At 71.8% G+C, this 24,821-nt stretch carries 29 protein-coding genes; 6 read left to right on the forward strand and 23 right to left on the reverse strand.

The genetic code is table 11. From position 1 onward, the window contains the following. Nucleotide 1 precedes the first annotated feature (1 nt). Nucleotides 2-637, reverse strand: a complete 636-nt coding sequence (locus ACRAKI_RS35445; protein WP_447004818.1) for a nucleoside/nucleotide kinase family protein — start codon at nucleotides 635-637, stop codon at nucleotides 2-4. Then, on the reverse strand, nucleotides 619-1,440 hold the full coding sequence (locus ACRAKI_RS35450) for a PfkB family carbohydrate kinase (RefSeq protein ID WP_447008601.1): 822 nt from the start codon (nucleotides 1,438-1,440) through the stop codon (nucleotides 619-621). The genes ACRAKI_RS35445 and ACRAKI_RS35450 overlap by 19 nt, the downstream gene beginning before the upstream one ends. Nucleotides 1,441-1,517: 77 nt before the next feature. Between ACRAKI_RS35450 and ACRAKI_RS35455 the strand changes: the two genes are divergently transcribed. Both ACRAKI_RS35455 and ACRAKI_RS35460 read left to right on the forward strand, forming a co-directional pair. Then, a complete protein-coding gene (locus ACRAKI_RS35455) occupies nucleotides 1,518-2,474 on the forward strand; it encodes a LacI family DNA-binding transcriptional regulator (RefSeq protein ID WP_447004819.1) in 957 nt (318 codons plus the stop codon). 28 nt (nucleotides 2,475-2,502) lie between these two features. Beyond that, entirely contained in the window at nucleotides 2,503-3,270 is a 768-nt protein-coding gene (locus ACRAKI_RS35460) for a sugar phosphate isomerase/epimerase family protein (RefSeq protein WP_447004820.1), read from the forward strand. On the opposite strand, the gene ACRAKI_RS35465 is transcribed toward ACRAKI_RS35460, so the two are convergent. The 5 genes from ACRAKI_RS35465 to pyrE form a co-directional block, all read right to left on the reverse strand. Further along, on the reverse strand, nucleotides 3,254-4,330 hold the full coding sequence (locus ACRAKI_RS35465) for a glycoside hydrolase family 76 protein (RefSeq protein ID WP_447004821.1): 1,077 nt from the start codon (nucleotides 4,328-4,330) through the stop codon (nucleotides 3,254-3,256). The two genes, ACRAKI_RS35460 and ACRAKI_RS35465, sit on opposite strands and share 17 nt — an antisense overlap. A 25-nt stretch (nucleotides 4,331-4,355) precedes the next feature. Then, nucleotides 4,356-5,048: a TrmH family RNA methyltransferase gene (locus ACRAKI_RS35470; protein ID WP_447004822.1), complete on the reverse strand. Its 693-nt coding sequence runs from the start codon at nucleotides 5,046-5,048 to the stop codon at nucleotides 4,356-4,358. Nucleotides 5,049-5,084: 36 nt separating this feature from the next. Continuing rightward, complete coding sequence (locus ACRAKI_RS35475) at nucleotides 5,085-5,474, reverse strand: DUF2784 domain-containing protein (protein WP_447004823.1); 390 nt, start codon at nucleotides 5,472-5,474, stop codon at nucleotides 5,085-5,087. Between the two features lie 73 nt (nucleotides 5,475-5,547). Next, on the reverse strand, nucleotides 5,548-6,237 hold the full coding sequence (locus ACRAKI_RS35480; RefSeq protein ID WP_447004824.1) for a hypothetical protein: 690 nt from the start codon (nucleotides 6,235-6,237) through the stop codon (nucleotides 5,548-5,550). A gap of 1 nt (nucleotide 6,238) precedes the next feature. Then, nucleotides 6,239-6,793: an orotate phosphoribosyltransferase gene (pyrE, locus tag ACRAKI_RS35485; RefSeq protein WP_447008602.1), complete on the reverse strand. Its 555-nt coding sequence runs from the start codon at nucleotides 6,791-6,793 to the stop codon at nucleotides 6,239-6,241. A 53-nt stretch (nucleotides 6,794-6,846) separates the two neighbouring features. Between pyrE and ACRAKI_RS35490 the strand changes: the two genes are divergently transcribed. Beyond that, nucleotides 6,847-7,416, forward strand: coding sequence for a hypothetical protein (locus ACRAKI_RS35490; RefSeq protein ID WP_447004825.1), 570 nt, complete (start codon nucleotides 6,847-6,849; stop codon nucleotides 7,414-7,416). A gap of 370 nt (nucleotides 7,417-7,786) precedes the next feature. Here ACRAKI_RS35490 and ACRAKI_RS35495 read toward each other — a convergent pair whose 3' ends face one another. The 7 genes from ACRAKI_RS35495 to clpB all read right to left on the reverse strand — a co-directional run bounded on the left by ACRAKI_RS35495 (nucleotide 7,787) and on the right by clpB (nucleotide 14,570). Beyond that, entirely contained in the window at nucleotides 7,787-8,218 is a 432-nt protein-coding gene (locus ACRAKI_RS35495) for a hypothetical protein (RefSeq protein ID WP_447004826.1), read from the reverse strand. After that, nucleotides 8,215-9,111, reverse strand: coding sequence for a WXG100 family type VII secretion target (locus ACRAKI_RS35500; protein WP_447004827.1), 897 nt, complete (start codon nucleotides 9,109-9,111; stop codon nucleotides 8,215-8,217). Before ACRAKI_RS35500 ends, ACRAKI_RS35495 begins: the two co-directional genes overlap by 4 nt. Then, a complete protein-coding gene (locus ACRAKI_RS35505; RefSeq protein WP_447004828.1) occupies nucleotides 9,108-9,461 on the reverse strand; it encodes a hypothetical protein in 354 nt (117 codons plus the stop codon). Before ACRAKI_RS35505 ends, ACRAKI_RS35500 begins: the two co-directional genes overlap by 4 nt. 67 nt (nucleotides 9,462-9,528) lie before the next feature. Then, on the reverse strand, nucleotides 9,529-10,308 hold the full coding sequence (locus ACRAKI_RS35510; protein WP_447004829.1) for an SDR family NAD(P)-dependent oxidoreductase: 780 nt from the start codon (nucleotides 10,306-10,308) through the stop codon (nucleotides 9,529-9,531). Then, entirely contained in the window at nucleotides 10,305-11,000 is a 696-nt protein-coding gene (locus tag ACRAKI_RS35515) for a hypothetical protein (RefSeq protein WP_447004830.1), read from the reverse strand. Before ACRAKI_RS35515 ends, ACRAKI_RS35510 begins: the two co-directional genes overlap by 4 nt. A gap of 267 nt (nucleotides 11,001-11,267) precedes the next feature. Then, the gene (locus ACRAKI_RS35520) at nucleotides 11,268-11,912 is read right to left on the reverse strand and encodes a class I SAM-dependent DNA methyltransferase (RefSeq protein WP_447004831.1); all 645 of its coding nucleotides are present in this window, start codon (nucleotides 11,910-11,912) and stop codon (nucleotides 11,268-11,270) included. A gap of 75 nt (nucleotides 11,913-11,987) precedes the next feature. After that, complete coding sequence (gene clpB / locus ACRAKI_RS35525) at nucleotides 11,988-14,570, reverse strand: ATP-dependent chaperone ClpB (RefSeq protein ID WP_447004832.1); 2,583 nt, start codon at nucleotides 14,568-14,570, stop codon at nucleotides 11,988-11,990. 195 nt (nucleotides 14,571-14,765) lie between these two features. Between clpB and ACRAKI_RS35530 the strand changes: the two genes are divergently transcribed. Continuing rightward, complete coding sequence (locus tag ACRAKI_RS35530) at nucleotides 14,766-15,146, forward strand: VOC family protein (RefSeq protein ID WP_447004833.1); 381 nt, start codon at nucleotides 14,766-14,768, stop codon at nucleotides 15,144-15,146. A 589-nt stretch (nucleotides 15,147-15,735) separates the two neighbouring features. Further along, entirely contained in the window at nucleotides 15,736-16,839 is a 1,104-nt protein-coding gene (locus ACRAKI_RS35535) for an FAD-binding oxidoreductase (RefSeq protein ID WP_447004834.1), read from the forward strand. Between the two features lie 211 nt (nucleotides 16,840-17,050). Here ACRAKI_RS35535 and ACRAKI_RS35540 read toward each other — a convergent pair whose 3' ends face one another. The 5 genes from ACRAKI_RS35540 to dnaK all read right to left on the reverse strand — a co-directional run bounded on the left by ACRAKI_RS35540 (nucleotide 17,051) and on the right by dnaK (nucleotide 22,016). After that, entirely contained in the window at nucleotides 17,051-17,410 is a 360-nt protein-coding gene (locus tag ACRAKI_RS35540; protein WP_447004835.1) for an alpha/beta fold hydrolase, read from the reverse strand. 306 nt (nucleotides 17,411-17,716) lie between these two features. Then, complete coding sequence (locus ACRAKI_RS35545) at nucleotides 17,717-18,145, reverse strand: heat shock protein transcriptional repressor HspR (RefSeq protein ID WP_447004836.1); 429 nt, start codon at nucleotides 18,143-18,145, stop codon at nucleotides 17,717-17,719. Beyond that, nucleotides 18,142-19,317, reverse strand: a complete 1,176-nt coding sequence (gene dnaJ, locus ACRAKI_RS35550) for a molecular chaperone DnaJ (protein WP_447004837.1) — start codon at nucleotides 19,315-19,317, stop codon at nucleotides 18,142-18,144. The genes ACRAKI_RS35545 and dnaJ overlap by 4 nt, the downstream gene beginning before the upstream one ends. Nucleotides 19,318-19,335: 18 nt before the next feature. Next, entirely contained in the window at nucleotides 19,336-20,169 is an 834-nt protein-coding gene (gene grpE / locus ACRAKI_RS35555; RefSeq protein ID WP_447004838.1) for a nucleotide exchange factor GrpE, read from the reverse strand. Next, nucleotides 20,166-22,016 (reverse strand): molecular chaperone DnaK, encoded by a 1,851-nt coding sequence (dnaK, locus tag ACRAKI_RS35560; RefSeq protein WP_447004839.1) that lies wholly within the window; start codon nucleotides 22,014-22,016, stop codon nucleotides 20,166-20,168. The genes grpE and dnaK overlap by 4 nt, the downstream gene beginning before the upstream one ends. A gap of 264 nt (nucleotides 22,017-22,280) precedes the next feature. On the opposite strand from dnaK, the gene ACRAKI_RS35565 reads away from it, so the two are divergent. Continuing rightward, on the forward strand, nucleotides 22,281-22,451 hold the full coding sequence (locus ACRAKI_RS35565) for a hypothetical protein (RefSeq protein ID WP_447004840.1): 171 nt from the start codon (nucleotides 22,281-22,283) through the stop codon (nucleotides 22,449-22,451). On the opposite strand, the gene ACRAKI_RS35570 is transcribed toward ACRAKI_RS35565, so the two are convergent. The 4 genes from ACRAKI_RS35570 to ACRAKI_RS35585 form a co-directional block, all read right to left on the reverse strand. Further along, nucleotides 22,448-23,236, reverse strand: coding sequence for a DUF4097 family beta strand repeat-containing protein (locus ACRAKI_RS35570; RefSeq protein WP_447004841.1), 789 nt, complete (start codon nucleotides 23,234-23,236; stop codon nucleotides 22,448-22,450). The two genes, ACRAKI_RS35565 and ACRAKI_RS35570, sit on opposite strands and share 4 nt — an antisense overlap. Before the next feature lie 228 nt (nucleotides 23,237-23,464). After that, nucleotides 23,465-24,034, reverse strand: coding sequence for a hypothetical protein (locus tag ACRAKI_RS35575; RefSeq protein ID WP_447004842.1), 570 nt, complete (start codon nucleotides 24,032-24,034; stop codon nucleotides 23,465-23,467). 23 nt (nucleotides 24,035-24,057) lie between these two features. Further along, the gene (locus tag ACRAKI_RS35580) at nucleotides 24,058-24,591 is read right to left on the reverse strand and encodes a TetR/AcrR family transcriptional regulator (RefSeq protein ID WP_447004843.1); all 534 of its coding nucleotides are present in this window, start codon (nucleotides 24,589-24,591) and stop codon (nucleotides 24,058-24,060) included. After that, a complete protein-coding gene (locus tag ACRAKI_RS35585; RefSeq protein ID WP_447004844.1) occupies nucleotides 24,578-24,703 on the reverse strand; it encodes a hypothetical protein in 126 nt (41 codons plus the stop codon). The genes ACRAKI_RS35580 and ACRAKI_RS35585 overlap by 14 nt, the downstream gene beginning before the upstream one ends. Between the last annotated feature and the right edge of the window lie 118 nt (nucleotides 24,704-24,821).

Raw genomic sequence — 24,821 nt, forward strand, 5'->3', positions numbered from 1 at the left:
CTCACAGCACTTCGGTGATCAGCAGGTCCGCGGTGGACGAGGACGCGTTCACCATGAGCGCGTTCACGTGGTCCGTCCCGTGCGTCACGCGTTCCCGGGCGTCCTCGACCGAACGCCCGTAGCGGACGTGCCGGTCGATCAGCCGCGCCACCCGCAGGTCCTCGTCGATCATCAGGAACCACGCCTCGTCCAGCACCACCCGCACGCGCTCCCACCGGTCGTGCTGGAGCAGCAGGTAGTTGCCCTCGGTGACGACCAGCGGCACGGACGGGTCGACCGGCACGGCGCAGGCGATCGGCTCCTCGATCTCCCGGCGGAACTCCGGGGCGTACACGACGTCCGGCCCGCACGCCTTCAGCCGGCCGAGCAGGTCGGCGTAGCCGGGGATGTCGAACGTGTCCGGCGCGCCCTTCCGGTCGGCGATGCCCAGCCGCTCCAGCTCGCGCTGGGCCAGGTGGAAGCCGTCCATCCCGACCAGCACGGCGTCCTCGCCGAGCGCGTCCACCAGCCGGCGCGCCAACGTCGACTTCCCCGAGCCCGGCGCGCCGCCGATGCCGAGGAGCCGGCGTCCACCGGTGTCCACCAGCCGCCGCGCCCGGTCGACCAGCTCGTCGAACCTCACCCGCTGTCCCGCCACCGTCCCAGCTCCTCCACCCAGTCCCACGCGGTGTGGCGCACGCGCACCGCGGCAACCTCGTTCGCCCAGCGGACGGCTTCGTCCACCTCCGCGCCCCGGGCGACCGCGACCGCCAGCGCGCCGTGCCACACGTCGCCCGCGCCGTTGGTGTCGCGCACCTCGACAACAGGTACCGGTCGCGAGCCGGTGGCACCACCGCGCGACCAGGTGACGGGAAGCGGGCCGTGCGTCCGGATCACCAGCGGCACGCCCCGGCCGTGCACCTCCGACTCGGACAGCTCGAACGCGGCCGAGCACGCGGCGACGTCCACCAGGGGCAGCAGGTCGTCCAGCACGGGTTTCCAGCTGCCCGCGTCCAGCACCACCGGCACGCCCGCGCGTCGGGCCAGGCGGGCGGCTCGCAGGGCGAGCGGCCCGAGGTGGCCGTCCACCAGCACCACGTCCGCCGCGTCGACCAGCGCCGGGTCCACCTCGCCGGTGATCTCGGACTCCGCCGCGTTGCGCGAGATGACGGTCCGCTCGCCGTCCCGCTCCCGCACCGCGACCATGCTCAACGCCGGACCGGCCCCGACCGAGTGCACCTCCACCGGGTGCAGCCGGGACCGCGCGAACCCGCCCAGCTCACCGTCCACCGCGGTCACCAGCACGGCCCGGTGCCCGAGGGCCGCCACCGCGCGCGCGGCGTTCGCGGCGGGACCGCCCGGCGCCAGGTGCACGCCGAGTGACTGCACCTTCTGACCCGGTCCGGGGAACTCCGCCACCTGCTGGCTGACGTCCACGGTGGTCAGCCCGACACACAGCACAGAAACCACGGCACTCACCTCCTACCAGGTATGGTCCCCACGCAATCGCTTGCGCCAGCCCGAACGGGGACGAGTCCATGGTCACCATGCGGGAGGTCGCCAGTCTCGCCGGCGTCTCCATCACCACGGTCTCACACGTGATCAACGAGACCAGGTCGGTCGCCGCCGCCACCCGGGAACGGGTGCTGAAGGCCATCGAGGAGACCGGCTACACCGGCGACGCCATCGCGCGCTCGCTGGTCACCGGCGGCACGAAGTCGCTCGGTCTCGCGGTGTCGCTGGTGTCGCACCCGTACTTCGCCGAGCTGATCGCCGCGATCGAGAGCGAGGCGACCAGGTCCGGCTACACGCTGGTGCTGATCGACACGGGGGACGCCGCCGACTCCGAGCAGGCCGCGGTCCGGATGCTGCGCTCGCGCCGGGTCGACGGGGTGCTGCTCACTCCGACGTCCGGTTCGGCCGCGCTGCCCGAGCTGCGCCGGCTCGGCGTGCCGACCGTGCTGGTGGACCGGCTCACCGTGGCGCAGGAGGTGGACCAGGTCGGCCCGGAGAACGTGCAGGCCACGTCCACGCTCGTGCGGCACCTGGCGGAGCTGGGGCACCGGCGGATCGGGCTGGTGTGCGGTCCGGCCGGCGTGCCGACCACGGACGAGCGGGTGCTCGGCTACCGGCTCGGTCTCGGCCGGGCCGGGCTGGCGTGGGACGAGGAGCTGGTGCGGCCGTCGCTGGACCCGCTGCTCGGGCGCGTCACCGGCGTGGTGGTGAGCGACCACCAGGTCCTGATGGACGTGCTGCGCACGGCTCGCGCGCGGGGCGTGCGGTTCGGGTCGGAACCGGCGCTGGTGACGTACGGCGAGGTCGAGTGGGCCGAGCTGGTCGACCCGCCGCTGACCTCGATGGCGCAGCCGGTGGAGGAGATCGGGCGGACGGCGGTGCGGCTGCTGCTGGCGCGCATCGAGGACCCGACCCGGCCGCCGGAGACGATCCGCCTGCCGCCGACGCTGCGGCACCGCCAGTCCTGCGGCTGCCACTGACCTCCGCGGCCCCGGTAGCGTGGCCGGCGTGCTGCTGCCCGGCCTGGTCTCGGTGACCTTCCGCCCGTTGTCCGTCCCCGAGGTGGTGGCGCTCGCGCGCGACTGCGGGCTCCGGGCCGTCGAGTGGGGCGGTGACGTGCACGTGCCGCTGAACGACCTGGCGGCGGCGCGGGACGCGCGGCAGCGGTGCGCGGACGCCGGGTTGGCGGTCTCCTCCTACGGCTCTTACTACCGCGCCGGCGTGACGGACCGGGCCGAGTGGGACGCCGTGCTGGCGACGGCCGTGGAGCTGGGCGCGCCGCAGGTCCGGGTGTGGGCGGGCACGACCGGGTCGGCCGCCACGTCCGGCGGGCAGCGGGCCGCCGTGGTGGACGCGATCCGCGCGGCGGCGGACGTGGCCGAGGCGGCGGGGGTGCGGGTGGCGCTGGAGTACCACCCCGACACTCTGACGGACACCCTGGAGTCGGCGACGCGCCTGTTCACCGAGGTCGGGCACGGGTCGGTGGTGCCGTACTGGCAGCCGGGCGGCGCGCAGGACGTGTCGGACGCCGTCGAGGAGGTGCGGGCGCTGCTGCCCGCGTTGACCACGGCGCACGTGTTCTCGTGGGGTCCCGGCGGCTGGTCGGACCGGCTGCCGCTGGCCGCGCGCGAGGACCTGTGGTCGCCCGTGCTGCGGGAGCTGGGGCAGGACGGCGTGGACCGGTTCGTGCTGCTGGAGTTCGTCGCCGACGACTCGCCCGAGGTGTTCCGCGCCGACGCCGCGACGCTGCTGCGGTGGCTCAGCTCCGCGGCGTGATCCCGTTGCGCTCCAACAGGGCGGCGGCCTCCAGCGCCATCCACCCGCCGAGCTGGACGGACAGGTCCCGTTCCGGGCCGTTCCCCGGCGGCCGGGCCGCCGGCTCCGTCCACTCCGGACCGAACAGCGGCCCGCTCACCACCGCGGTCCGGTTCGCCCACACCGCTTCGGCCGAGCCGAGCACGATGTCGGCCGCCCGCGCCGCTTGCGGCCGGTCGAGCCGCAGCGCCGCCTGCGCCAGGTACCGGGTGAGGATGCCGCTGAACAGCCCGCCGTCACCACCGCCGTGGCCGCGCAGGACGCCGTCGGTGGTGAGGTGCTCGTCCACCGCGTCGACGATCCGGGCCGCCGCGTCCCGGTAGCGGGCGGAGCCCAGCTCCACGCACGCGCCGAGCAGCACGCCCTGGCAGTAGGTGTAGACGTTCTTCTCGACCTCCCGGACCGAGCCGTCGGGGTGGACGTGCAGCCCGTCCCACACCAACCCGGTCTCGTCGTCCACCAGGCAGTTCTCGATCCAGTCCACGATGGACCGGGCCCGGCCGAGGTCCGCGCGGTCGCCCAGGCGGGCGAACAGGATCGCCGCCGGGCCGTTCGCCGGCACGTTCTTGAAGTCGTCGTTCCGCTTCCACCAGATCCCGCCGCCGCCGTGGTCGGTCCAGCCCGCGCGGAGCCGGTCGGCGATGGCGGCGACGGCCTTCGGCTTCGCGAGCCCGGCTTCCCGGTCGGCGCGGAGCAGCGCCAGCCCGAGCCACGCCACGTCGTCGTAGTAGTCGTTGGTCCAGCCGACCAGGTTGCGCACCCGGATGCCGCGCACGAGCCGCTTCACCAGCGCCAGCCGTGCCTCACGGGGTGCGCGGAGCTGCGCGTCGAGGACGCAGTCGAGCAGGTGCGCCTGCCACCAGTAGCTGAACCGGACGTGCAGCCGGGCGGTCCAGTCGACCGGCCACCCGACCGCGCCGAGGGCCGTGCCCGGCACTCCCCAGACCCGGCGCAGGTGCCGGGACTCGACCGCACGTTCGGCGACACCCGCGCGCGCGGCGAGGAGCTTCGGCGTAGTCACCCGACCAGCCTGCCGACTGAATCGTTCAAGAAGCTCGCCGGAACAGTTCCCAGTGGTAGAGGCCCATGGCGACGCTGGTGGTCAGGTTGTAGCTGGAGACCTTGGGGCGCATCGGCAACGACACCACCAGGTCGGCCCGCTCCCGCACCTCGTCCGACAGGCCGTGCCGCTCCGACCCGAAGGCCAGCACCGCGTCGTCCGCGATCCGCACGTCCCGCAGGTCCCGACCGCCGGCGTCGAACGCGATGACGGTCCCCTCGACGTCCCCGACCCCGGCCAGCCGCCCGACGGGCACCGCGAAGTGCAGCCCCGCGCTGCCGCGCAGCACGTTCGGGTGCCACGGGTCGACGTCGCCGAGCGAGACGACCCCGCCGGCGCCGAGCCCGGCGGCCACCCGGATCACCGCCCCGAAGTTCCCCAGGTTGCGCGGGTTGTCCAGCAGCACCAACGGCGCGGACCGGTCGGTGGTCACGACGTCCGGCCGTTCGGCGAGCCCGCCGACCCCCGTCGGGTGCGACCGCCCGATCACACGCTCGAACTCCTCGGCGTCCACCGCCTCGGCCCGGTCCTCGAACACGCCGACCAGGTCGGGCGCGTGCGACCGGGCCAACCCCAGCGCCTTCTCCCGGTCGAGCACCACCACGCGGCAGACCGCGGCCCCGAACCGGACCGCGTGCTTGACCGCGTGAAACCCTTCGAGGACCACTCGCTCGGCCACGTCACCCCCGGCGTCGGAAGACCGGGGCGATCGTAGTCAGGCCGATTCGGCGCCGCGGTGGCCCGGTGCGGTCTGCTCGACGCGGCGCTTGAGGTGGTAGCCGACCCACGACGCGATGACGACGAGCCCTACCACCACCTGCACCGGCTGCGCGGCGGCATCCGGGTACAGGACGCCGTCGACGTAGGTGTCGATGAAGCCGCTCGCGAGCGGCGCCTGACCGGCGGCCGCGCGGAGCGTGTTCTCCAGCCAGGTGAGGGGGCAGTCGATCGGGAACATCACGACCAGCAGACCCCAGGTGGCCATCGCCAGGTGGAAGCGCAGAAGCTTCGGCCACCGCCAGGCCATGAAGCCACCGACCACCAGGAAGAGCAGGACCCCGAAGTGCACCACCATGACGAGCTCGGCCAACGCGCGCGCGTTCATAGCGACCTCCCTGGTTTCCAGAGTAGGCCGGTAAGCGATCACACGCCCGTGAAATACGCCTCGGTTACGGGGGTCAGCCGCGGGGTAGTGCCTGCCAGGGCACCCGGCCCGCCACGTCCAGCAGGAGATCCGCCAAGTGGGCCAGCGGCGCCTGCAACAGCGGTCCGGGCACGGCGGCGGCGAGGTTGTGCTCGTCGAACGCGATCGCCACCCCGTTGGCCCGCGGGTCCTGCAGCAACGCCTGGGGCAGGCCCGAACCCAGCAGCGCCGACGCGAACGCCGGGTTCCGCCGGCGCACCTCGTAGCGCTCGTCGAACGCCGGGTCGCCGCTGGGGACGAACTGCTCGAACAGACCCCACACGGCGTCGTCGCGCGGGCTGATCAGCACCCACGGCCCCGGCATCGGCCGCGGCACCACGACCACCGCGTAGGTCCGGTACTCCGACGTCGCCACCTTGTCCGCGCGGAACACCACCTCGACGGCCAGCACCGGCACGCCGCGCCAGTGGCCGACGAGCTGGGACTTCACCCGGCTCCGGTCGGCCTCCAGCATCCGGCCGACCTGCGGCACGCGTTCCTGGAAACCCTGGTCCTCGGCGACGAACCGCCAGCCCAGGGAGGCCTCCAGCGCACGCATCCGCTGCTCCCACTGGCTCACGAACTGCTGGTTCGCGACCGGGTTCCGCTTGCGTCGCGACAACCCCACCGCGACCCCGGCGCCGAGGATCGCCGTGATCACCAGGAGCAGGGCGAGCCAGAGCACGTCAGGCCAGGCCCAGGTCGGCGAGGTCGAGCAGGTACCGGTACGGCAGTCCGGCGTCCTCGATCACCTCGCGCGCGCCGGTGCCCCGGTCCACGACGGTCGCGACGCCGATCACCGTGGCGCCGTTCTCGCGCAGTGCCTCGACGGCGGTCAGCACGCTGCCGCCGGTGGTGGACGTGTCCTCGACCGCCAGCACCCGCTGCCCGGCCACGTCGATGCCCTCGATCTGCCGCTGCATGCCGTGCTGCTTGGCCGCCTTGCGGACCACGAACGCGTCCAGCACCTCGCCCGCACCGGCCGCGGCGTGCATCATCGCGTACGCCACCGGGTCCGCCCCCAAGGTCAGACCGCCCGCCGCGACGTAGTCCCAGTCGGCGGTGAGCTGCCGGAGCAACCTGCCGATCAGGGGGGCGGCGGCGTGGTGGAGCGTCGCCCGCCGGAGGTCGATGTAGTAGTCGGCTTCCTTGCCCGAGGACAGCGTGACCTTGCCGTGCACCACGGCCAACTCGCTCACCAACCGCGCCAGTTCCGCTTTCGCGCCGGCGTCCAGAACCACTTCAGCTCGCACAGGTCCCAAGAGTGTCATACCTGGCCGTACGCTGGCACACCGTGACCCTTCCCGGCGCCGACACCCTCGTCATCGAGCAGCCCTGGGGCGTGCTGCGACACGTGCTGAGCACCAAGTACCGGAACGACGTCCACGACGGGCGTGGCGGCCTGATCGCGACGGTCTCCGAGCGCAAGTTCCTGGGGCCGGTGCGGAAGCTGTTGCGCGCCACCGCGTTCTCCGGCCGCACGAAGTTCGACCTCGTGTTGTCCGGCCACGGGCAGGAGCTGCTGCTGATCCGCAAGGGTGCCGGGAAGCCGCCGACGCAGGTGCTGTGGCCGAACGGCGCGGTGGTCGGTTCGGTGCGGCACGAGGGGCATGGCGCGTACGGGCTGCTCGACCCGGCGGGGCAGCGGCTGTGCCTGCTGCACGAGGTGGCGTCGTTCAGCCCGGGCGCCGTGGTGAAGCGCGACGGGCGGCGGGTGCGGCGGGACGTGCTGAACATCCGACCGGGCACGCCTGATCCCGTCCGGTCGCTGGCGATCGCGGCGGCGGTGGCGTACGACGTCGTGCGGGGGATCGGGACGAACCACACCAGCGGCGGCAGCTTCGACTTCCCCACCTTGACCTGACCCGACCCGACCTGGGCGCGGTCCGACCTGGGCACGGTCCACGACGGACCACCGGCCGGCCACCCGGATCACCGACCGGCCGGCCACCCGGATCACCGACCGGCGGGTCACCCGGATCACCGACTACGCAGGCGTCCCCGCCAAGGGGACCCCTGATTCAACCCTGCCACAACGGTCTGACAATCGCGGGCGGTCCGGCCGCGCCTGTGGACAAGTCTCGCGGCGGGGGTAGGCGGCTCACCCTGTGGTGATCCGCCCTCCCGTACCCGCAGCCCGAGCCGCCCGCCGCCGGAGTGCACCGTCCCAGCCGTTCGGCCGTGCCAGACGTTCGAGCCGTGCGAGACGTCCGGGCCGACCGCGGCAGCGCCGGTTACCAGGCGTCCTCGGTGAACTTCTTCGGCCCGTCCTCGTCGTCGCCACGCCCACTCGGCGGAGGCGTGCCCGCCGAGATGACGTCCTCGGGGTCGTCACCGGCCTGGATCGCCGAGTACGCGCGCTGCAAGTCCGGCACACCGGTCTGCAAAGCCCTCTGCACGCCCTCGTCGTCCACCGCACGCCCGGACGCGACGTCCTCCCAGGACATCTCACCCGCGTCCACCCGCCGCGCCAGCTCCTTCAGCTCCCGAGGCGCACCGGGGCTGTTGGCGAACCGCGAGATCTCCGCGAAGTCGGCCTGCGTCAGCCCACGCGACCGCATCTGCACCTGGCTCGCCGCACGAGCGGTCTGCTCGACGTTCGCCATGCGCCGGTCCACCTCGGCGACCAGCGCGTCCAGCCGGGCCTTGTCGTACGGGAACGTCACTGTCCTCCACCCCCCGCACCGGAGTCCGCGGGCACGGGCGCCGGAGCTGTGGACGACTGCGAGCCGTGGCGGCCGTAGGCCCCGTGCCCTGCCTTGCCGAGGCCGTAAGCGCCCAACCCGACACCGATCGCGCCGGACTTCGCCGCGGCCACGCCGTTGTCGTACTTCTCCTTGCCGTCCTGGTACCCGTCGACCACGTCGAGCAGGTCGCCGACGTCGCGCACGTCCTTCAGCTTGGACAGCGCGGTGCCCATGGCGACGACGCCGTCGATCATGCCCTGAACGCCCTCGATCAGCGTCTGGATGGCGATGATGATCTTGCGGATGGCGTCCACGATCTGGATCGCGTCGTACACCATCCACACCGCACGGCCCCAGCCGACGACCGGGATCCACGCCGTCATCGCGGCTTCCATCAGCTTGCCGACCAGCATGTCCAGCAGCGTCAGCGCGATACCGCAAGCGGTGCGGCACGTGCTCGCCGTCGACCGGAACTGGTTGCCGATGATCCGCGCGATCTGCGAGTCCGCCTCGATGGCGATCACCCACATGGTGCCCATGCGCGTCTCGAACGCCTGGGCCGCGTCACCGTCCCAGTGCGGCGCCAGCTGCTCGGCGCCCGCGTCCACGTTGTGCCGCACGGAATCCAGGGCCTTGGCCACCCGGTCCCACGCGTTGGCGTTCTCGTCGATCTTCTCGAAGTCGCCGAGCAGCGGCTTGATCAGCGCGTCCATCAGGTTCTCGCCGGTGACCTTCTCGTAGATCCAGTTGACGCCCTGGATCTTCCAGCCGGCCTTCTCGATGAGCTCCTTCGTGGACTGCCGGCCGGGCCGGTCCTCCGCCCCCGCGCTGAGCGCGGCCGACGGGTCTTCGACGTCCGCGTACGCGGTCATCGGCCACCTCCGAGCGAGGGTGCCTCGGCGACGGTGTGGAGCTGGGCGAGCACCTGGTCGATCAGGCCTATCACCTGCTCCTCGCCCTTCTCGTACATGTCGGCGGCCTGGTTGAGGGCTTCGGCTTCCTTGACCATCATCTGGTTCGCGAAGTCGAGCGTCTCCCCGTAGAGGGACGCCACGCCGGTGACGATGGGCTGCAACAGCGACAGCAAGCCGGTGAAGCCGGAGGTGTCGCCGCCCTTGGCGACCGCGTGCTCCTTGATCGTCATGAAGTGCTGCGCGTTGCGCGCCAGCAGCTCGCTGTACCCGCGGAGCTCCGGCGGCTCCACCGTGAACTGTTCGCCCATGGACGGTTCCTCCCTGTTCCCACTAGTGGAGTGGGACGGACCGGAACGGGTCCAGGTTCCCGACGGATCAGGTGCGACCTCGGCCGCCCGCCGCGCGGGACGCCAGCCGCCGCAGCAAGGCGCGCGGGACGAAACGCGACAACAGCGTGATGGCCTTGTACTGGGCGCCCGGGATGGACAGCGGCCTGCCCGCGCGCAGGTCGGCGAGGGCGTCGTGCACCACGCGGTCCGCGTCCAGGTAGAGCAGGTCGGGCGTCTTCGTCATGTCGATGTTCGCGCGCTGGTGGAACTCGGTGCGCACGAAACCCGGGCACAGCGCCATCACGCGCACGCCCGTGCCCGCCGTGGCCATCGCCATGCCCTCGGAGAACGCCGTCACCCACGCCTTGTCCGCGCTGTACGTCGTGCCGCGGCCCGGGAGGAAACCGGCCACACTGGACACGTTGACCACCGCGCCCCGACCGCGCGCCACCATGCCGGGCAGCGCGGCGCGGGTGAGGCGCAGCACGCTCGTCACGTTCACGTCGAGCTGGGACTGGAGCGCGAGCGGGTCGGCGGTGAAGAACTCGGCCGACAGGGCGAAGCCCGCGTTGTTGACCAGCAGGTCGACCTCGCGCTTGGCCAGGAAGTCCTCGACCGCGGCCCGGCCGTCCTCACTCGCCAGGTCGGCGGGCAGCACCTCGGCGGTGATGCCGTGCGCGGCGCGCAGCTTGGCCGCCGTCTCCTCCAACCGCCGCACCGTGCGGGCGACGAGCACCAGGTCGTGGCCCTCGGCGGCGAGCCTGCGGGCGAACGCGGCGCCGATGCCGGACGTCGCGCCCGTCACCAGGGCGGTCGGCGGGGTCACGGCTTGCGCCCGAACTGCGGGCGGTGGACTTCGCCACCGGTGTCCGAATCGGGGTCCGCCTCGAACGGGTCGATCACGTCGGCCAACTCCCCCAGGTCGCGCAGCAGTCGTTCCAGCCGGGCCGGGGTGGAGTTCGGCGGCGCCGCGGCCATCACCCAGTCGTCCTCCAGCCAGACCACGGTGACGTCCCCGCCGATCTCCTCGGCGGCGTCCACCAGGTCCGGGGTGATGAGCTTGCGCGCGGCGGGCAGTTCGCTGACGAACGCGTACCTCGAGCCGACCGGGCCGAGCAGGTCGGGCATCTGGTCGCGTTGGAACGGGACGCTGGGCAGCCACAGCTCGATGACCACGGACAACGCCCGCCGGCAGCGCACGCCGACCAGCACCGAGTTGACCTTGCCGCCGGTCTCGTGGTCGAGCACGTAGACCTGGCGGCGGCCGTCCGCGGTGAAGGTGGAGCCGGCGACCACGTCCTTGGCGACGCCGGTGCCGTAGTAGGCGATCGCGCCGCTCTCCCAGCGGGTGGGCAGCACGTGGTCGGTCTCCTCGAACTGCCAGCCGCGCAACGCCGCCCATCGGCGGCGTTCGCGGTTACGCGCGGTTCGTTGCGCCCGGTCGGTGGCGAGCAGGGCGAACCCCGCGACGCCCGCTACCGCGGCGACGGTGAACCAGACCCACGCCGGTATGCCCACGGTGCGAGAGTAGCGGTCGGCGGTGAACAAACGAAGATCACTTGGGGCGTGGTTCGCGCAAACGGATCAAGCTGTTACCCGGATCGCGTAGGTCTGCCGGCGACGTCAGGGCGTGGCGGGGTTGTCCACAGGCACGCACGTTGCCCACAGGGCACGGCTTGAGCGCTCGGGCGTGTCGGCCCTGTCTGGCAGTGTTGAAAACAGGGGTCCCCCTGCGCGGGGACGCTTGCGAAGCGGGCTCGGCGCACCGGGCCACCGGCACCGGACCTAGGGCTGACGCCGCGCGAAGATGATCGCGCCCGGTCGGCTCTCGTCCGGGTTCAGCAGCGTCTGGGCCTCGACCGCGAACCCGCCCTCGCGCAGCCAATCACTCACCCGTTCGGGCCTGCGACGGTGGATGTGGACGTTCATCGGGTGGCCGCCGTAGCCCTCCGTCTTCAGGTGGGACTCGTCGCCGACGTGGAAACCGAGCAGCAGCGGTCCGCCGGGACGCAACGCCCGCCTGAAGTGCCCGAACACCGCCGGCACCTCGTCGTCGGGAACGTGGATCAACGACCACCACGCGAGCAGCCCGGCGACCGACCCCTCGGCGAGGTCCAGCTCCGTCATCGAGCCCACCTCGAACCGCACACCGGGGTGGTCACGCCGAGCCGCCCCGACCATCCCGGGCGAGAGGTCGATGCCGAAGGCGTCGACGCCCAGCCCACGCAGGTGGGCGGTGACGTGACCGGGTCCGCAGCCCACGTCCGCCACCGGCCCACCACCCGCCGCCGCCACCACCTCGGCGAACAGCGCCAGAGCCGACCTCAGGTGCGGGTACCCGGCCAGGCCGTCGCGCAGCAGGTCCGCGTAGCTGTCCGCGACCGTGTCGTACGACGTCCTGGTGTCGGCCAACCAACCGTCCCCGCTCATGACCGACACCGTATTCCGTGATCACGGCCCGACGAACACGACCCGCGATCACGGAACACGGTCAGGACCCGGCGATCACGTCTTGCCGACGATCAGACCCGACTGGTCGTCCAGCACGTCGACCCGCACCGTGTCACCGTCCCGCACGTCGCCGGCCAGCAGTTCCTTCGCCAGCTGGTCGCCGATCGAAGACTGCACCAACCGCCGCAACGGCCGTGCCCCGTACACCGGGTCGAACCCGTTCAACGCCAGCCACTCGCGCGCGGCGGGCGTGACTTCCAGGGTCAGCCGGCGCTGCGCCAGCCGCCGGGCGAGGCGCTCGACCTGGATGTCCACGATCGAGGTCAGCTCCTCGGTCGCCAGCGAGTGGAACACCACCACGTCGTCCAGCCGGTTCAGGAACTCCGGCTTGAAGTGCGTCCGGACCACCGACATGACGGCGTCGTCGCGCTGCCGCTCGTCCAGGTTCGCGTCCGCGATCACGTGCGAACCGAGGTTCGACGTCAGCACCAGGATGGTGTTGCGGAAGTCGACCGTGCGGCCTTGCCCGTCGGTGAGCCTGCCGTCGTCCAACACCTGGAGCAGCACGTCGAACACGTCCGGGTGGGCCTTCTCGACCTCGTCCAGCAGCACCACCGAGTACGGCCGGCGGCGCACCGACTCGGTGAGCTGACCGCCCTGGTCGTACCCGACGTAACCGGGGGGCGCGCCGACGAGCCGCGCCACCGAGTGCTTCTCGGAGTACTCGCTCATGTCGATCCGGATCATCGCCCGCTCGTCGTCGAACAGGAACTCCGCCAGCGCCTTGGCCAGCTCGGTCTTGCCGACGCCGGTCGGGCCGAGGAACAGGAACGAGCCGGTCGGCCGGTCCGGGTCCGCCACGCCCGCACGGGTCCGCCGGACCGCGTCCGACACCACCCGGACCGCCTCGGCCTGGCCGACCACGCGCTTGGCCAGCTCGTCCTCCATGCGCAGCAGCTTCGCCGTCTCGCCTTCGAGCAGCCGACCCGCCGGGATGCCCGTCCACGCGGAGACCACGTCGGCCACGTCGTCCGGGCCGACCTCCTCCTTCAGCATCATGGCGGCGTCCTGCGTGGTGCGGGTGGCCGCCTCCAGCTCCTTCTCCAACGCCGGGATGCGCCCGTACCGCAGCTCGGCGGCGCGGCCCAGGTCACCGTCCCGCTCGGCCCGCTCCGACTCGCCGCGCAGCTGCTCCAGCTGCTCCTTGAGGTCCCGGACCTTCTCGATCGACCCCTTCTCGTTCTGCCAGCGGGCGGTCAGCCCGGCCAGCGTCTCGCGCTGCTCGGCCAGCTCGGCGCGCAGCGCGGCGAGGCGTTCCACCGAGGCCGCGTCCGACTCCTTGGCCAGCGCCATCTCCTCGATCTCCAGCCGGCGCACCGCTCGCTCGACCTCGTCGATCTCGACCGGCCGGGAGTCGATCTCCATGCGCAGCCGGGACGCCGACTCGTCCACCAGGTCGATCGCCTTGTCGGGGAGGAACCGGGCGGTGATGTAGCGGTCGGACAGGGTGGCGGCGGCGACGAGGGCGGCGTCGGTGATGCGCACGCCGTGGTGCACCTCGTACCGGTCCTTGAGGCCGCGGAGGATGCCGATGGTGTCCTCGACGGACGGCTCGCCGACGAAGACCTGCTGGAAGCGGCGCTCCAGGGCCGGGTCCTTCTCGACGTGCTCGCGGTACTCGTCCAGCGTGGTCGCGCCGACCATCCGCAGCTCGCCGCGGGCCAGCATGGGCTTGATCATGTTGCCCGCGTCCATGGCGGACTCGCCGGTCGCGCCCGCGCCGACGATCGTGTGCAGCTCGTCGATGAACGTGACGACCTGGCCGGCCGAGTCGGTGATCTCCTTCAGCACGGCCTTGAGCCGCTCCTCGAACTCGCCCCGATACTTGGCGCCCGCGACCATCGAGCCGAGGTCGAGCGCGACGACCTTCTTGCCGCGGAGGCTCTCGGGCACGTCGCCGGCGATGATCCGCTGGGCCAGGCCCTCGACGATGGCGGTCTTGCCCACGCCGGGCTCGCCGATCAGGACCGGGTTGTTCTTCGTGCGGCGGGACAGGACCTGCACGACGCGGCGGATCTCGGTGTTCCGGCCGATGACCGGGTCCAGCTCGCCCTTGCGGGCGCGTTCGGTCAGGTCGACGCCGTACTTCTCCAACGCCTTGTAGGTGCCCTCCGGGTCCGGGCTGGTGACGCGCGCCGAGCCGCGGACCTTGCCGAACGCCTCCTTGAGGGACTCGGGGGTGGCGCCGTGGCGGCGCAGCAGGTCGGCGACCTGGCCGCCGTGGTGGGAGAGGCCCACGAGCAGGTGCTCGGTGGACACGTACTCGTCCCCCATCTCGGTGGCGAGTTCCTGCGCCTTGCTCAGGACGCGGACCGCTTCCCGGGAGAACTGGGGCGCGGACACGGACGATCCGCTGGCCGCGGGGAGACCCCTGGCGATCTGCTCCAGTTCCTTGTGCACCTGCGTCGGGTCCGCGCCGACGGCGGACAGGAGGGGCGCGGTCAGGCCGTCGCCCTGGGCCAGGAGGGCGCCGAGGAGGTGGACCGGGCCGACGTCGGGATTGCCCGCGATGGTCGCCGCCTGCACGGCGGCGGACACGGCCTGCTGGGTCTTCGTGGTCGGGTTGAAAGCGTCCATTCCTCACCTCGGTCGGTGTGCTTGCGCGCGTGGCCGGCGTTCGCACCAGCCTTCATCACGCACAACGTCAGAAAAGTTGAGCCAGTTCCGCTCAACCTAGTGGAAGTGGTGTGGCGTGGGCCACGACCCGCCCTGCCGGACGGCAGCCGTGGAAACTCGGGTGCGGCTGACACGCCCACACATGAGGATCCGGGCATGAGTTCCCTCGTGCACCACATCACGGTCGACTGCAAGGACGCCTACGCGCTGGCCCAGTTCTGGGCCCAGGTCACCGGCCGGCCGGTGAGCGACGACGACCAGCCGGGCGACCCGGAAGCGCTCGTGGAACTGCCGGAAGGGCCCGGGCTGCTGTTCATCCAGGTCCCGGAGGGGAAGACGGTGAAGAACCGGGTCCACCTCGACCTGCGGCCCGACACCACTCGGGATGCCGAAGTCGAGCGGCTGCTCGGGATCGGGGCGACGCTGGTGGACGACCAGCGCCGGCCCCACGGTCGCGGGTGGGTGGTGCTGGCCGACCCGGAGGGCAACGAGTTCTGCGTCGAGGTCAGCGCTGCGGAGCGTGCCGCGCTCTCCTGACGCACGTCACCCACCTGTCGCAACCGGTTGTCCACACCGATGCCTGAGTTGTCCACAATCCGCAGGTGAGCATCCACAGGCCCGTGCGGAAGCCCGCACTTGAGCGGTCCGCCGGCCGCCACTGGGGTGAACGTCCCGCCGTCGACTCGGCCCGCAGGGCGGAAGTGGGGTGGTGGCGTCTCAATCGGCCGTCCCGATCGGTGGCTCCACCACCGCCTCGGCCGGGCGCCGGGAACGGCCCTAACGGCGCTCACGTGCGCAGTCGTGCGCGGGCTGTGCGCGAGCCGTTCACCCAGGAGTGGGCTACGAGCTGGGAGTTCGGTATACGTGGAGGGGAATGTCCACCCTTTCGCAGGAGCAGCGTGTCACTGTGTGTAACTGCACTGCACTCGAAGGTGGCATCAAGGAACCGACCGGCCAGTTGGCGGGTTAGTGTCGCCTCGTCGGGGATGGATGCTTGACGAGGACGTAGCGCCCTTGCTGGCGCCGCCAGAAACGTGGAGACTGCGCCCGGACCATGACTGCGAACGCTGTGTTGAGCCCCTTCCCGAGCCCCCCACACCGAGAACCTCCTCCTGGTGTCACCGCTATGGTGCGGATGATCCGGGAGAGCTTCGCGGTGGTGGAGCCGCGCTCCGACGAGGTAGCGAAGTTCTTCTACGGCATGCTCTTCAGCCTCGCGCCGGAGACCCGCGAGATGTTCCCCGCGAACATGCAGGTCCAGCGCAGCCGGTTGTTGCGCGCCTTGGTCCACGTCGTGCAGATGGTGGACAGACCGGACGACCTGATCCCGTTCCTCCGCCAGCTCGGCCGCGACCACCGCAAGTTCGGTGTCGTCAACGTGCACTACGAGTCGGTCGGCATGGCCTTGCTGTCCGCGGTGAAGAAGTTCGCCGGGCCGGCGTGGACGCCGCAGGTCGAGATGGCCTGGGCCGAGGCGTACACGATCATGGCGCGGGCGATGCAGGAGGCCGCGGCGGCGGACGACGGGCCCGCCTACTGGCACGCGACCGTGCTGGAGCACCAGCGGGTGAGCTGGGACCTGGCCGTGGTGCGGCTGCAGCCCGATCACCCGGTCGGGTACCAGGCCGGTCAGTACGTGAGCGTGGAGACGCCGCAGCGCGCGCGGCTGTGGCGGTACTACTCGCCCGCCAACGCGCCGCGCGACGACGGCATCATCGAGTTCCACATCCGGTCGGTCGAGGGCGGGTGGGTGAGCCGGTCGGTCGTCGGGCACACGCAGCCCGGCGACGTGTGGCGCATCGGGCCGCCGATGGGCCGCCTGAGCGTCGACCGCAAGAGCGGCCGGGACGTGCTGATGGTCGCCGGCGGCACCGGTGTGGCGCCGATGCACGCGATCATCGACGAGATGGCCCAGTGGGGCGACAACCCGCGCGTGCACCTGTTCATGGGTGGGCGGACGCGGGAGGACCTGTACGACTTGGACAACCTCCAGCGGTTCGCCATGACCAACCCGTGGCTGACCGTCGTGCCGGTGCTGGAGTCGGACCCGGGTGCGCGCGGTGTCGAGCAGGGCACGCTGGCCGACGTGGTCACGCGCTACGGGGCGTGGGAGGAACGGGACGTGCTGGTGTGCGGCTCGCCGTCGATGATCCGCGCGACCGTGTCGCGGATGCTCGTCGCCGGGACGCCGCTGGACCGGATCAAGTACGACCCCTTCACCCTGGACTGACCTGGTCGCGGCACCGGTCCGGTCGTGGGCTGCCTGGTCCCGGCACCGGTCCGGTCGTGGGACTGCGCCGGCGGCGAGGGTTGCCGGTCGCGGGACGGACCGGCTGCGGGATGGGCCCGACTGCGCGACCGCCCTGGTCGAGATCTGGTCAACGGGACGGACTGGCCGCGCCGCCGGTCCAGGCGCGACCCCGTCGTGCGTGCGTGCCGGCTCAGGCAGGTCCCGACCACGCCGCGCCGAGCACCGCCGCCAGCGTCTCGGGCCTGCTGGTCTGGGGGCAGTGGCCGCCGTCGACCTCGATCGCCTCCACCCCGAGCCGTTCCCGCGCCGCACGGCGCATCCACGACGGGCGGAGGGTGCGGTCGTCGCGGGGCAGGACGTAGGTCGACGGGAGGCGCGGCAACTCGTGCACCTCGCGGTACGCCGAGGCGGGGTAGAAGAGGCGGAGGGACTGCAGGCCTGCCCGCACGTCGGCCAGGTCGCAGTCGTGGAACAGGAAGTACGCGGCGCGGGCGATGGCGGGCATCAGCAGGCCGGCGCCGGAGTGGCCGACGGGGACCGGGGCCGGCATGTCGCCCGCCTGGGCACGGGCGATCGCGGCGTAGTCGACGGCGCGCAGTCCGGCTGGTCGGTGGGCAGGTCCACGGCGACCGTGCGGTGGCCTCGACGGCGGAGCAGGTCCTCGACGGGGCGCCAGGCTGACGGCGACTGGGTCGTTCCGTGCACGAAGACGTAGTCCACGGGCCCCGGTCTGGCCGGGGTCCGGCGTCGCGGGGTTCCTCATGGTTCAACCGAGTAACGGGAACAGTGTTTCCGTACATATCTCGGCCATGATCACCCCATTGGGCGACACCGCGGTCAGCGCTCGGAGCGCCGGTCAGCGCTTGGAGTTCGGCTTCCAGACGACCAGGGCCGTCTCGTGGCGCACCGGGACCAGGTCACGGCGGTACGACGCGTGGACCGAGGCGGCGGCGTGCTCGGCGGCGGCCATGGCGGACGCGAGCTGCTCGGCCAGCTCGTTCACCCGGGCGCGCAGCGCGCCGACCTCGTTCTCCAGCTCGATGATCCGCTTGATGCCGGCCAGGTTCACGCCCTCCTCCTGGGACAGGCGCTGCACCTCCCGCAGCAGCACGATGTCGCGCATCGAGTACCGGCGCCCACCGCCGGAAGTGCGGCCCGGCGACACCAGACCCAGCCGGTCGTAGGACCGGAGGGTCTGGGCGTGCAGCCCGGACAACTGGGCCGCCACGGAGATGACGAAGAACGGGGTGTCCTCGTCGGTGCCGGGCGGGAACGGGAAGCTCACACCGACCTCTTCTCCAACAGGGCGTTGAGCTCGGCGCGCGGGTCGTGCTTCGCCGTCGCCGACGCGTAGCTCTCCAACGCCTCCCTCGCTTCGGCGTCCATGTTGTTCGGCACCGCCACGTTCAGCGTGATGAGCAGGTCGCCGACCTGGCCGTCGCGCTTGGCGATGCCCTTGCCCTTGGCCCGCAGCACCCGGCCACTGGCCGTGCCCGCGGGCACCTTCAAAGTCACCTTGCCCTCCAGCGTGGGCACGGTCAACGTCGTGCCGAGCGCCAACTCGGGGAACGTGACCGGCACGGTGAGGGTCAGGTCGTTGCCCGACCGCCCGAACAGCGGGTGCGGGTTGACGTGCACGCGCACGAACAGGTCGCCGTTGGGCCCGTTGTTGCGCCCTGGCTCACCCTGCCCGGCCAGCCGGATCCGCTGGCCGTCGTCCACGCCCGGCGGGATGCGGATGGTCAGCGTGCGGCTCTTCGTGCTCACGCCGTCGCCGCCGCACTCGGGGCACGGGTCGTCCACGATCCGCCCGGTGCCCCGGCAGTCGGTGCACGGCTCGGAGAACGCGAACGCGCCCTGGCTGCGGGTCACCAGACCGGCGCCGGCGCAGTTCCCGCAGGTCCGCGGCGTCGTGCCGGGACGTGCGCCGGAACCGGAGCACGTGCCGCAGGCCGCCGGGCTGGACAGGCGCATGGGCACGGTCGCGCCCTTGACGGCTTCGGTGAAGTCGATCCGCACGTCGGTCTCGACGTCCTCGCCGCGCCGCGGTCTGGCCGGCGACCCGGCCGCACCGGCCCGGCGGTTGAACAGGCCGCCTAGCAGGTCGCCGAGCCCGCCCATGCCGCCGGGCTGCTGCGCGCCCTGACGGCCGAACAGGTCGCCGACGTCGAACCCGCCGCCGCCACCGGTGCCGAACCCGCCGGGGAACCCGCCGCCTCCGGAGAAGAGGCGGCGGGCCTCGTCGTACTGCTTGCGCTTCGCGGTGTCCGAGAGCACGCCGTACGCCTCGGACACCGCCTTGAACCGCGCCTCTGCCTTGGCGTCACCGGGGTTGGCGTCGGGGTGCAGTTCCCGCGCCAACTTCCGGTACGCCTTCTTGATGTCGTCGGCCGAGGCGTCGGAGGTGACGCCCAGCTCGCGGTAGAAGTCCTTCTCGATCCAGTCACGAGCGCTCACGGACGCCGCCCCCCTTCGTCAATCCTGCTGGTGCTGCTCTTCGGCGGACTTCTCGGCGGACTTCTCGGTGGCCTGCTCCGCCGACTGGTCGACGGGCTGGTCGGCGGGCTCCGCGGCCGGCTGGGCAGCCGGCTCGTGGTCGGTCACCGCGACGAGCGCGGGCCGGAGCACGCGCTCGCCGAACCGGTAGCCGCGGCGCAGCACGGCGGTGACGGTCGGCCCGCTGACGTCCGGGGACGTGCTGTGCTGCACGGCCTCGTGGACGGACGGGTCGAACTCCTCACCCTCGTGCCCGAACGGCACCAGACCGGTGCCGTGCAGGGCGCCGACCAGCTTGTCGGCCACCGCCTTGAACGCGCCGGTGAGGTCCCCGTGCGCGCCGGCCCGCTCGATGTCGTCCAGCACGGACAGCAGCTCGCCGGCCACCTGCGCCTTGGCGGTGGTGATCACCAGTTCCCGGTCGCGGTCGACGCGCTTGCGGTAGTTGGCGTACTCCGCGGTCAACCGCTGGAGGTCGGCGGTCCGCTCGTCCAGCTGCACCTTCAGCTCGGCGCTCGGGTCGTCGGCCAGGGCCTGGCCCTGGTCCACGCCCGACTCCTGGTCCGACTGGTCGGGGGCGGCGTGCTTGCCACCCGCCGCGCCGAGCTCCGAGTCCGCGACGGAGTCCGCCAGGGAGCCGGACACGGAGTCGGACTCGGGGTCGAACGCGGGGCCGGGCTCGGCGCCCGACCCGGCGTCCGTCGCCTCGACCGGCGTGTCCTCGGGCGACGCGGTCCGCATCTCACCGGTGTCCGGGTCGACGCGCCTGCGGTCGTGCACCACGACGTGTGGCTGTTCCTCGGGCTGGGTCACTTCTTCTCGTCCTCGTCGACGATCTCCGCGTCCACGACGTCGTCGGCCTTGGGCGCGTCACCGGTGGGCGCACCACCGGCGGCACCGGCCGCGTCGGCCGTGGGGGCGTTGGCGTACAGGGACTGGCCGATGGCCTGGGACTCCGTGGCCAGCTTCTCCACCGCAGCGCGGATCTTGGCGATGTCCTCGCCCTTCAGCGCCTCGCTGGTCTCGGCGACGGCCGCGGCGACCTTGTCCTTGACCTCGGCCGGGATCTTGTCCTCGTTCTCCTTGAGGACCTTCTCCGTCTGGTAGACGAGCGTCTCGGCCTGGTTGCGGACCTCGGCCTCGTCGCGGCGGCGCTTGTCCTCCTCGGCGTGCGCCTCGGCGTCCTTGATCATCCGGTCGATGTCGTCCTTCGGCAGCGCGGAGCCGCCGGTGATCGTCATCCGCTGCTCCTTGCCCGTGCCCATGTCCTTCGCGGACACGTGCACGATGCCGTTCGCGTCGATGTCGAAGGTGACCTCGATCTGCGGGACGCCGCGCGGCGCGGGCGGCAGGCCGGTCAGCTCGAACATGCCGAGCTTCTTGTTGTCCCGGGCGAACTCGCGCTCGCCCTGGAAGACCTGGATCTGCACGGACGGCTGGTTGTCGTCGGCCGTGGTGAAGATCTCCGAGCGCTTGGTCGGGATCGTCGTGTTCCGCTCGATGAGCCTCGTCATCACGCCGCCCTTGGTCTCGATGCCCAGGGACAGCGGGGTGACGTCGAGCAGCAGGACGTCCTTGACCTCGCCCTTCAGCACACCGGCCTGCAGGGCGGCGCCGATCGCGACGACCTCGTCCGGGTTCACGCCCTTGTTGGGCTCACGGCCGCCGGTCAGCTCCTTGACCAGCTCGGCCACGGCGGGCATGCGGGTGGAACCACCCACGAGCACCACGTGGTCGATGTCGCCGACGCTGACGCCGGCGTCCTTGATCACGTTGTTGAACGGCGCACGCGTGCGCTCCAACAGGTCGTTCGTGATGCGCTGGAACTCGGCGCGCGACAGCGTCTCGTCCATGAACAGCGGGTTCTTGTCCGAGTCCACGGTGATGTAGGGCAGGTTGATGGAGGCGTTGTTCGAGCTGGACAGCTCGATCTTCGCCTTCTCGGCGGCCTCGCGGATCCGCTGCAACGCCATCTTGTCCTTGGTCAGGTCGATGCCGTTGGTCTGCTTGAACCGCTCGACCAGCCAGTCCACGATGCGCTGGTCCCAGTCGTCGCCACCGAGGTGGTTGTCACCGGAGGTCGCCTTGACCTCGACCACGCCCTCGGCCAGCTCCAGCAGCGAGACGTCGAACGTGCCGCCACCGAGGTCGAAGACCAGGATGGTCTGCTCCTTGTCGCCCTTGTCGAGGCCGTAGGCCAGGGCGGCGGAGGTGGGCTCGTTGACGATGCGCAGCACGTTGAGGCCGGCGATCTGGCCGGCCTCCTTGGTGGCCTGGCGCTGCGCGTCCTCGAAGTAGGCCGGGACGGTGATCACCGCGTCGGTGATCTCCTCGCCCAGGTAGGCCTCGGCGTCGCGCTTGAGCTTCATCAGCACGCGCGCGCTGATCTCCTGCGGCGTGTACTGCTTGCCGTCGATGTCGTCCGTCTTCCAGTCCATGCCGATGTGGCGCTTGACGGACCGGATGGTGCGGTCGACGTTGGTCACCGCCTGGTTCTTGGCGGGCTGACCGGTGAGCACTTCGCCGTTCTTGGCGAAGGCCACGATGGACGGGGTGGTGCGCGACCCCTCGGAGTTGGCGATCACCGTCGGCTCGCCACCCTCGAGAACGGCGACGACGGAGTTGGTCGTCCCAAGGTCGATGCCGACCGCTCGCGCCATTGGATTCCTCCTGGTAGTGCGTTTGTGAGAGCCCCGCGTTGAGCGGTACCGGCTCAAGTTTGCCAGCACTGGCGGACTTGAGTCCACCCGGCTCAATCTTTCTGCCTGTCCAACGACCGGGCGGCCTCCGGTGTTCCCGGGATGAGGTGATCCGGGACACTCGCGGCCAGGACCCGCTCGCCGACAGGTCGAGCCCACGTTCGCGGAGCACGTCGCGGAGCAGTACTCGGGGCGCGAGGAAGTGCTGCGGCCGTTGTCCGAGCGTTGGCGTCGCGGGTCGACCTGGGACCGCGGTTCACGACCGCGCCGGACAGCGCGCGCTTGACGCCGGGCGGCCCCGGCCAGTCGACCCACAAGGTGTCGCTGACCGGGGCGGACGAGGTGGGCGGGGAGGTGGAGGCGCTGCTCCCGGCGTCGTACGAGCAGAACGCCTAGGCGGCGCGCAACGTCACGTCGCCGCTGCCGGCGTGCAGCACGAGTTCGGCGGAGGCGTTCGGGTCGTTCGCGATCTCGACCTCCTTGTCACCGCTGCTCGCGCCCACGTTCACCTTGTAGGCGCCCTTCGGCACCTTGACGGTCAGGTTGCCGCTGCCCGTCTCGGCGCGCACCGAGAGCACGGCGGCCATCTGCACGTCGACGTCACCGGAGTGGGCGTCGACGGTCACCGCGCCGCGCATGTTCGCCAGTCGGGCGTTGCCGGAGCCGACCAGGGCCTGGGAGTCGCCGCCGACGTCCGCCACGTCCAGGTCGCCCGAGCCGATGTCGACGCGGACCACCCCGGACACGTCGCGGACCGTCGCGTTGCCGGAGCCGACCTCGACCTCGACGGCGGCCACGCCTTCGAGGCGGACGTCGCCGGAGTCGTTGACGCCGGAGATCCGGACGTCCTCGGAGGGGACGGTGACCTCGTAGTCGACCGAACACCGGTTGCCGCAGCCGTCCAGGACCAGGGTGGAACCCTCCATGCGGTGGCTGATGCCCTCCGGCTTGTTCGCGTCCTTGGGGTAGCTGACGTGCCGCCGGACCTCGACGTCGCCGCCGCCGCCCGCGCGGCTGCGGACCAGGACGTCACCCGAGCCGTTCTGGAGCCGGACCTCGGCCACCTGCCCGGTCACCGAGTGCTGGTCGTCGAAGCCCGACTGCACGAGCCGCACGCACGACGTGAGCGCCACCGCCGCGGCCACCACCACGACGGCCGTCAACGCGATCCGCTTTACCACCACTGCCCCCTCAGGCGTCAAGGTTGTTGACGTTCAAGTTAGGCGCGGCCGACCGGCCGGCACACCAGGAAGACCCCCGACCCCGTACGGGGGCTGGCCCTACCCCGCGCCTCGGGGACCGGCGGGTTCACGGTGTCTCGGCGGACCGCTCGCGGTGCCTGAGTGGACGGCTCGCGGTGCCTGAGTGGACGACTCGCGGTGCCTGAGTGGAGGGCTCGCGGAGGTGGGTTAGGCGAGGGCTTCCACGACGGTGCGGAGGGCGGGGGCGGAGCGGGCCGGGTCGCTGAGGAAGCGCTGGGAGGCGATCACGTGCGTGTCGGTCATCCGCTCCCACACCAGGCCCTGCACGGGCACCTCGGTGATGACCAGGCGGAACGGCTTCACGTACCGCCCGATCCGACCCTCCACCCCGCGCACGACCTCGCCGATCGGCAACGCGCCCCGCGACTGCACGTGCCGGTGTTCGTACTCCGCCGCAGCGGCGCCGAGCGCCAGCACGGCGCCCCGCAGTCCGGGCCGGATCTCCAGCGACGGCCCGGCCGGGTCGTCCGGCGCACCGCCCGGCAGGTCGGCGCGGGCGTGGTCGAGCACGTCCGCCCACCAGCCCAGCCACTCTTCAGCCGCCGCCGCGCGGTCGACGCCCGGCGGCACCACGACGGGCACCGACGGTTCGAGCCCGGGCAGCTCGGGCACGGTGTCGACCGAGAGCGCGAGCGTGTCGCGGATGAACAGCGCGGTGTTGACCACCTGACTCGTCCCGTGCGACACCTGCCACGACTCACGACCGGCGAACCTCATGCCACCAGTGTCCCGCGTGAAGGTCATCCGCCGAGCATCAGAAGGGACACAACGGGCTCCAAATCGTGCGCCATTGGGGGGAAATCCGCGATCAACGCCTGGATCAGCAGCCCGTCGAGGCCCGCGAGGAGCGCGCGCAGCGCCACCGGGTCCCACGGACCGGCCACTTCCGCCATGAGCGAGATCCACCGGCGCGCGGCCGGCCGGAGCTCGGGCCGGCGCGCCGCCAGGAGGTACAGCTCGTACTCCGCGAGCGTCCGGCCGCGATGCTCCCCGGCGGCGTCCGCGATGAACCGCGCCACCTCCGACGGTGTCAGCGGCATGTTGCGGAAGCTCGAAGCCATCTGATCGGCCGACCACGTCAGCGTCGCGATCAGCAGGTCGTCCAACGTCGCGTAGTAGTAGGTCGTCGACGTCGTCGGCACGTCCGCCTCGCGCGCCACGGAACGGTGGCTCACCCCGGCCACGCCGTCCCGTTCGACCACCCTCAGAGTGGCTTCCAGGAGCGCCTGCCGACGCCGGTCGCCGCGTGCCCGCCGACCGTCAGGCGCCCGCACCGCTGCCCACCTCGATGGCCACCACGCCGGCGATCACGAGCACCAGCCCGCGCGACACCGTGGCCGTGACCTCGCCGACGATCGCCACGGCCAGCGCCAGGTACACGAGCACGGGCACACCCCAACAAGTTGAACGTCCGTCCCACTACTCTACCGCCCGTATGTGATCGGCCACGTCCAAGTGGTTACCGGCCAGTAAGCGGGCGTAGGCTGCCGAGCCAGGAGAACGG

The organism is Saccharothrix isguenensis, from assembly GCF_052936305.1.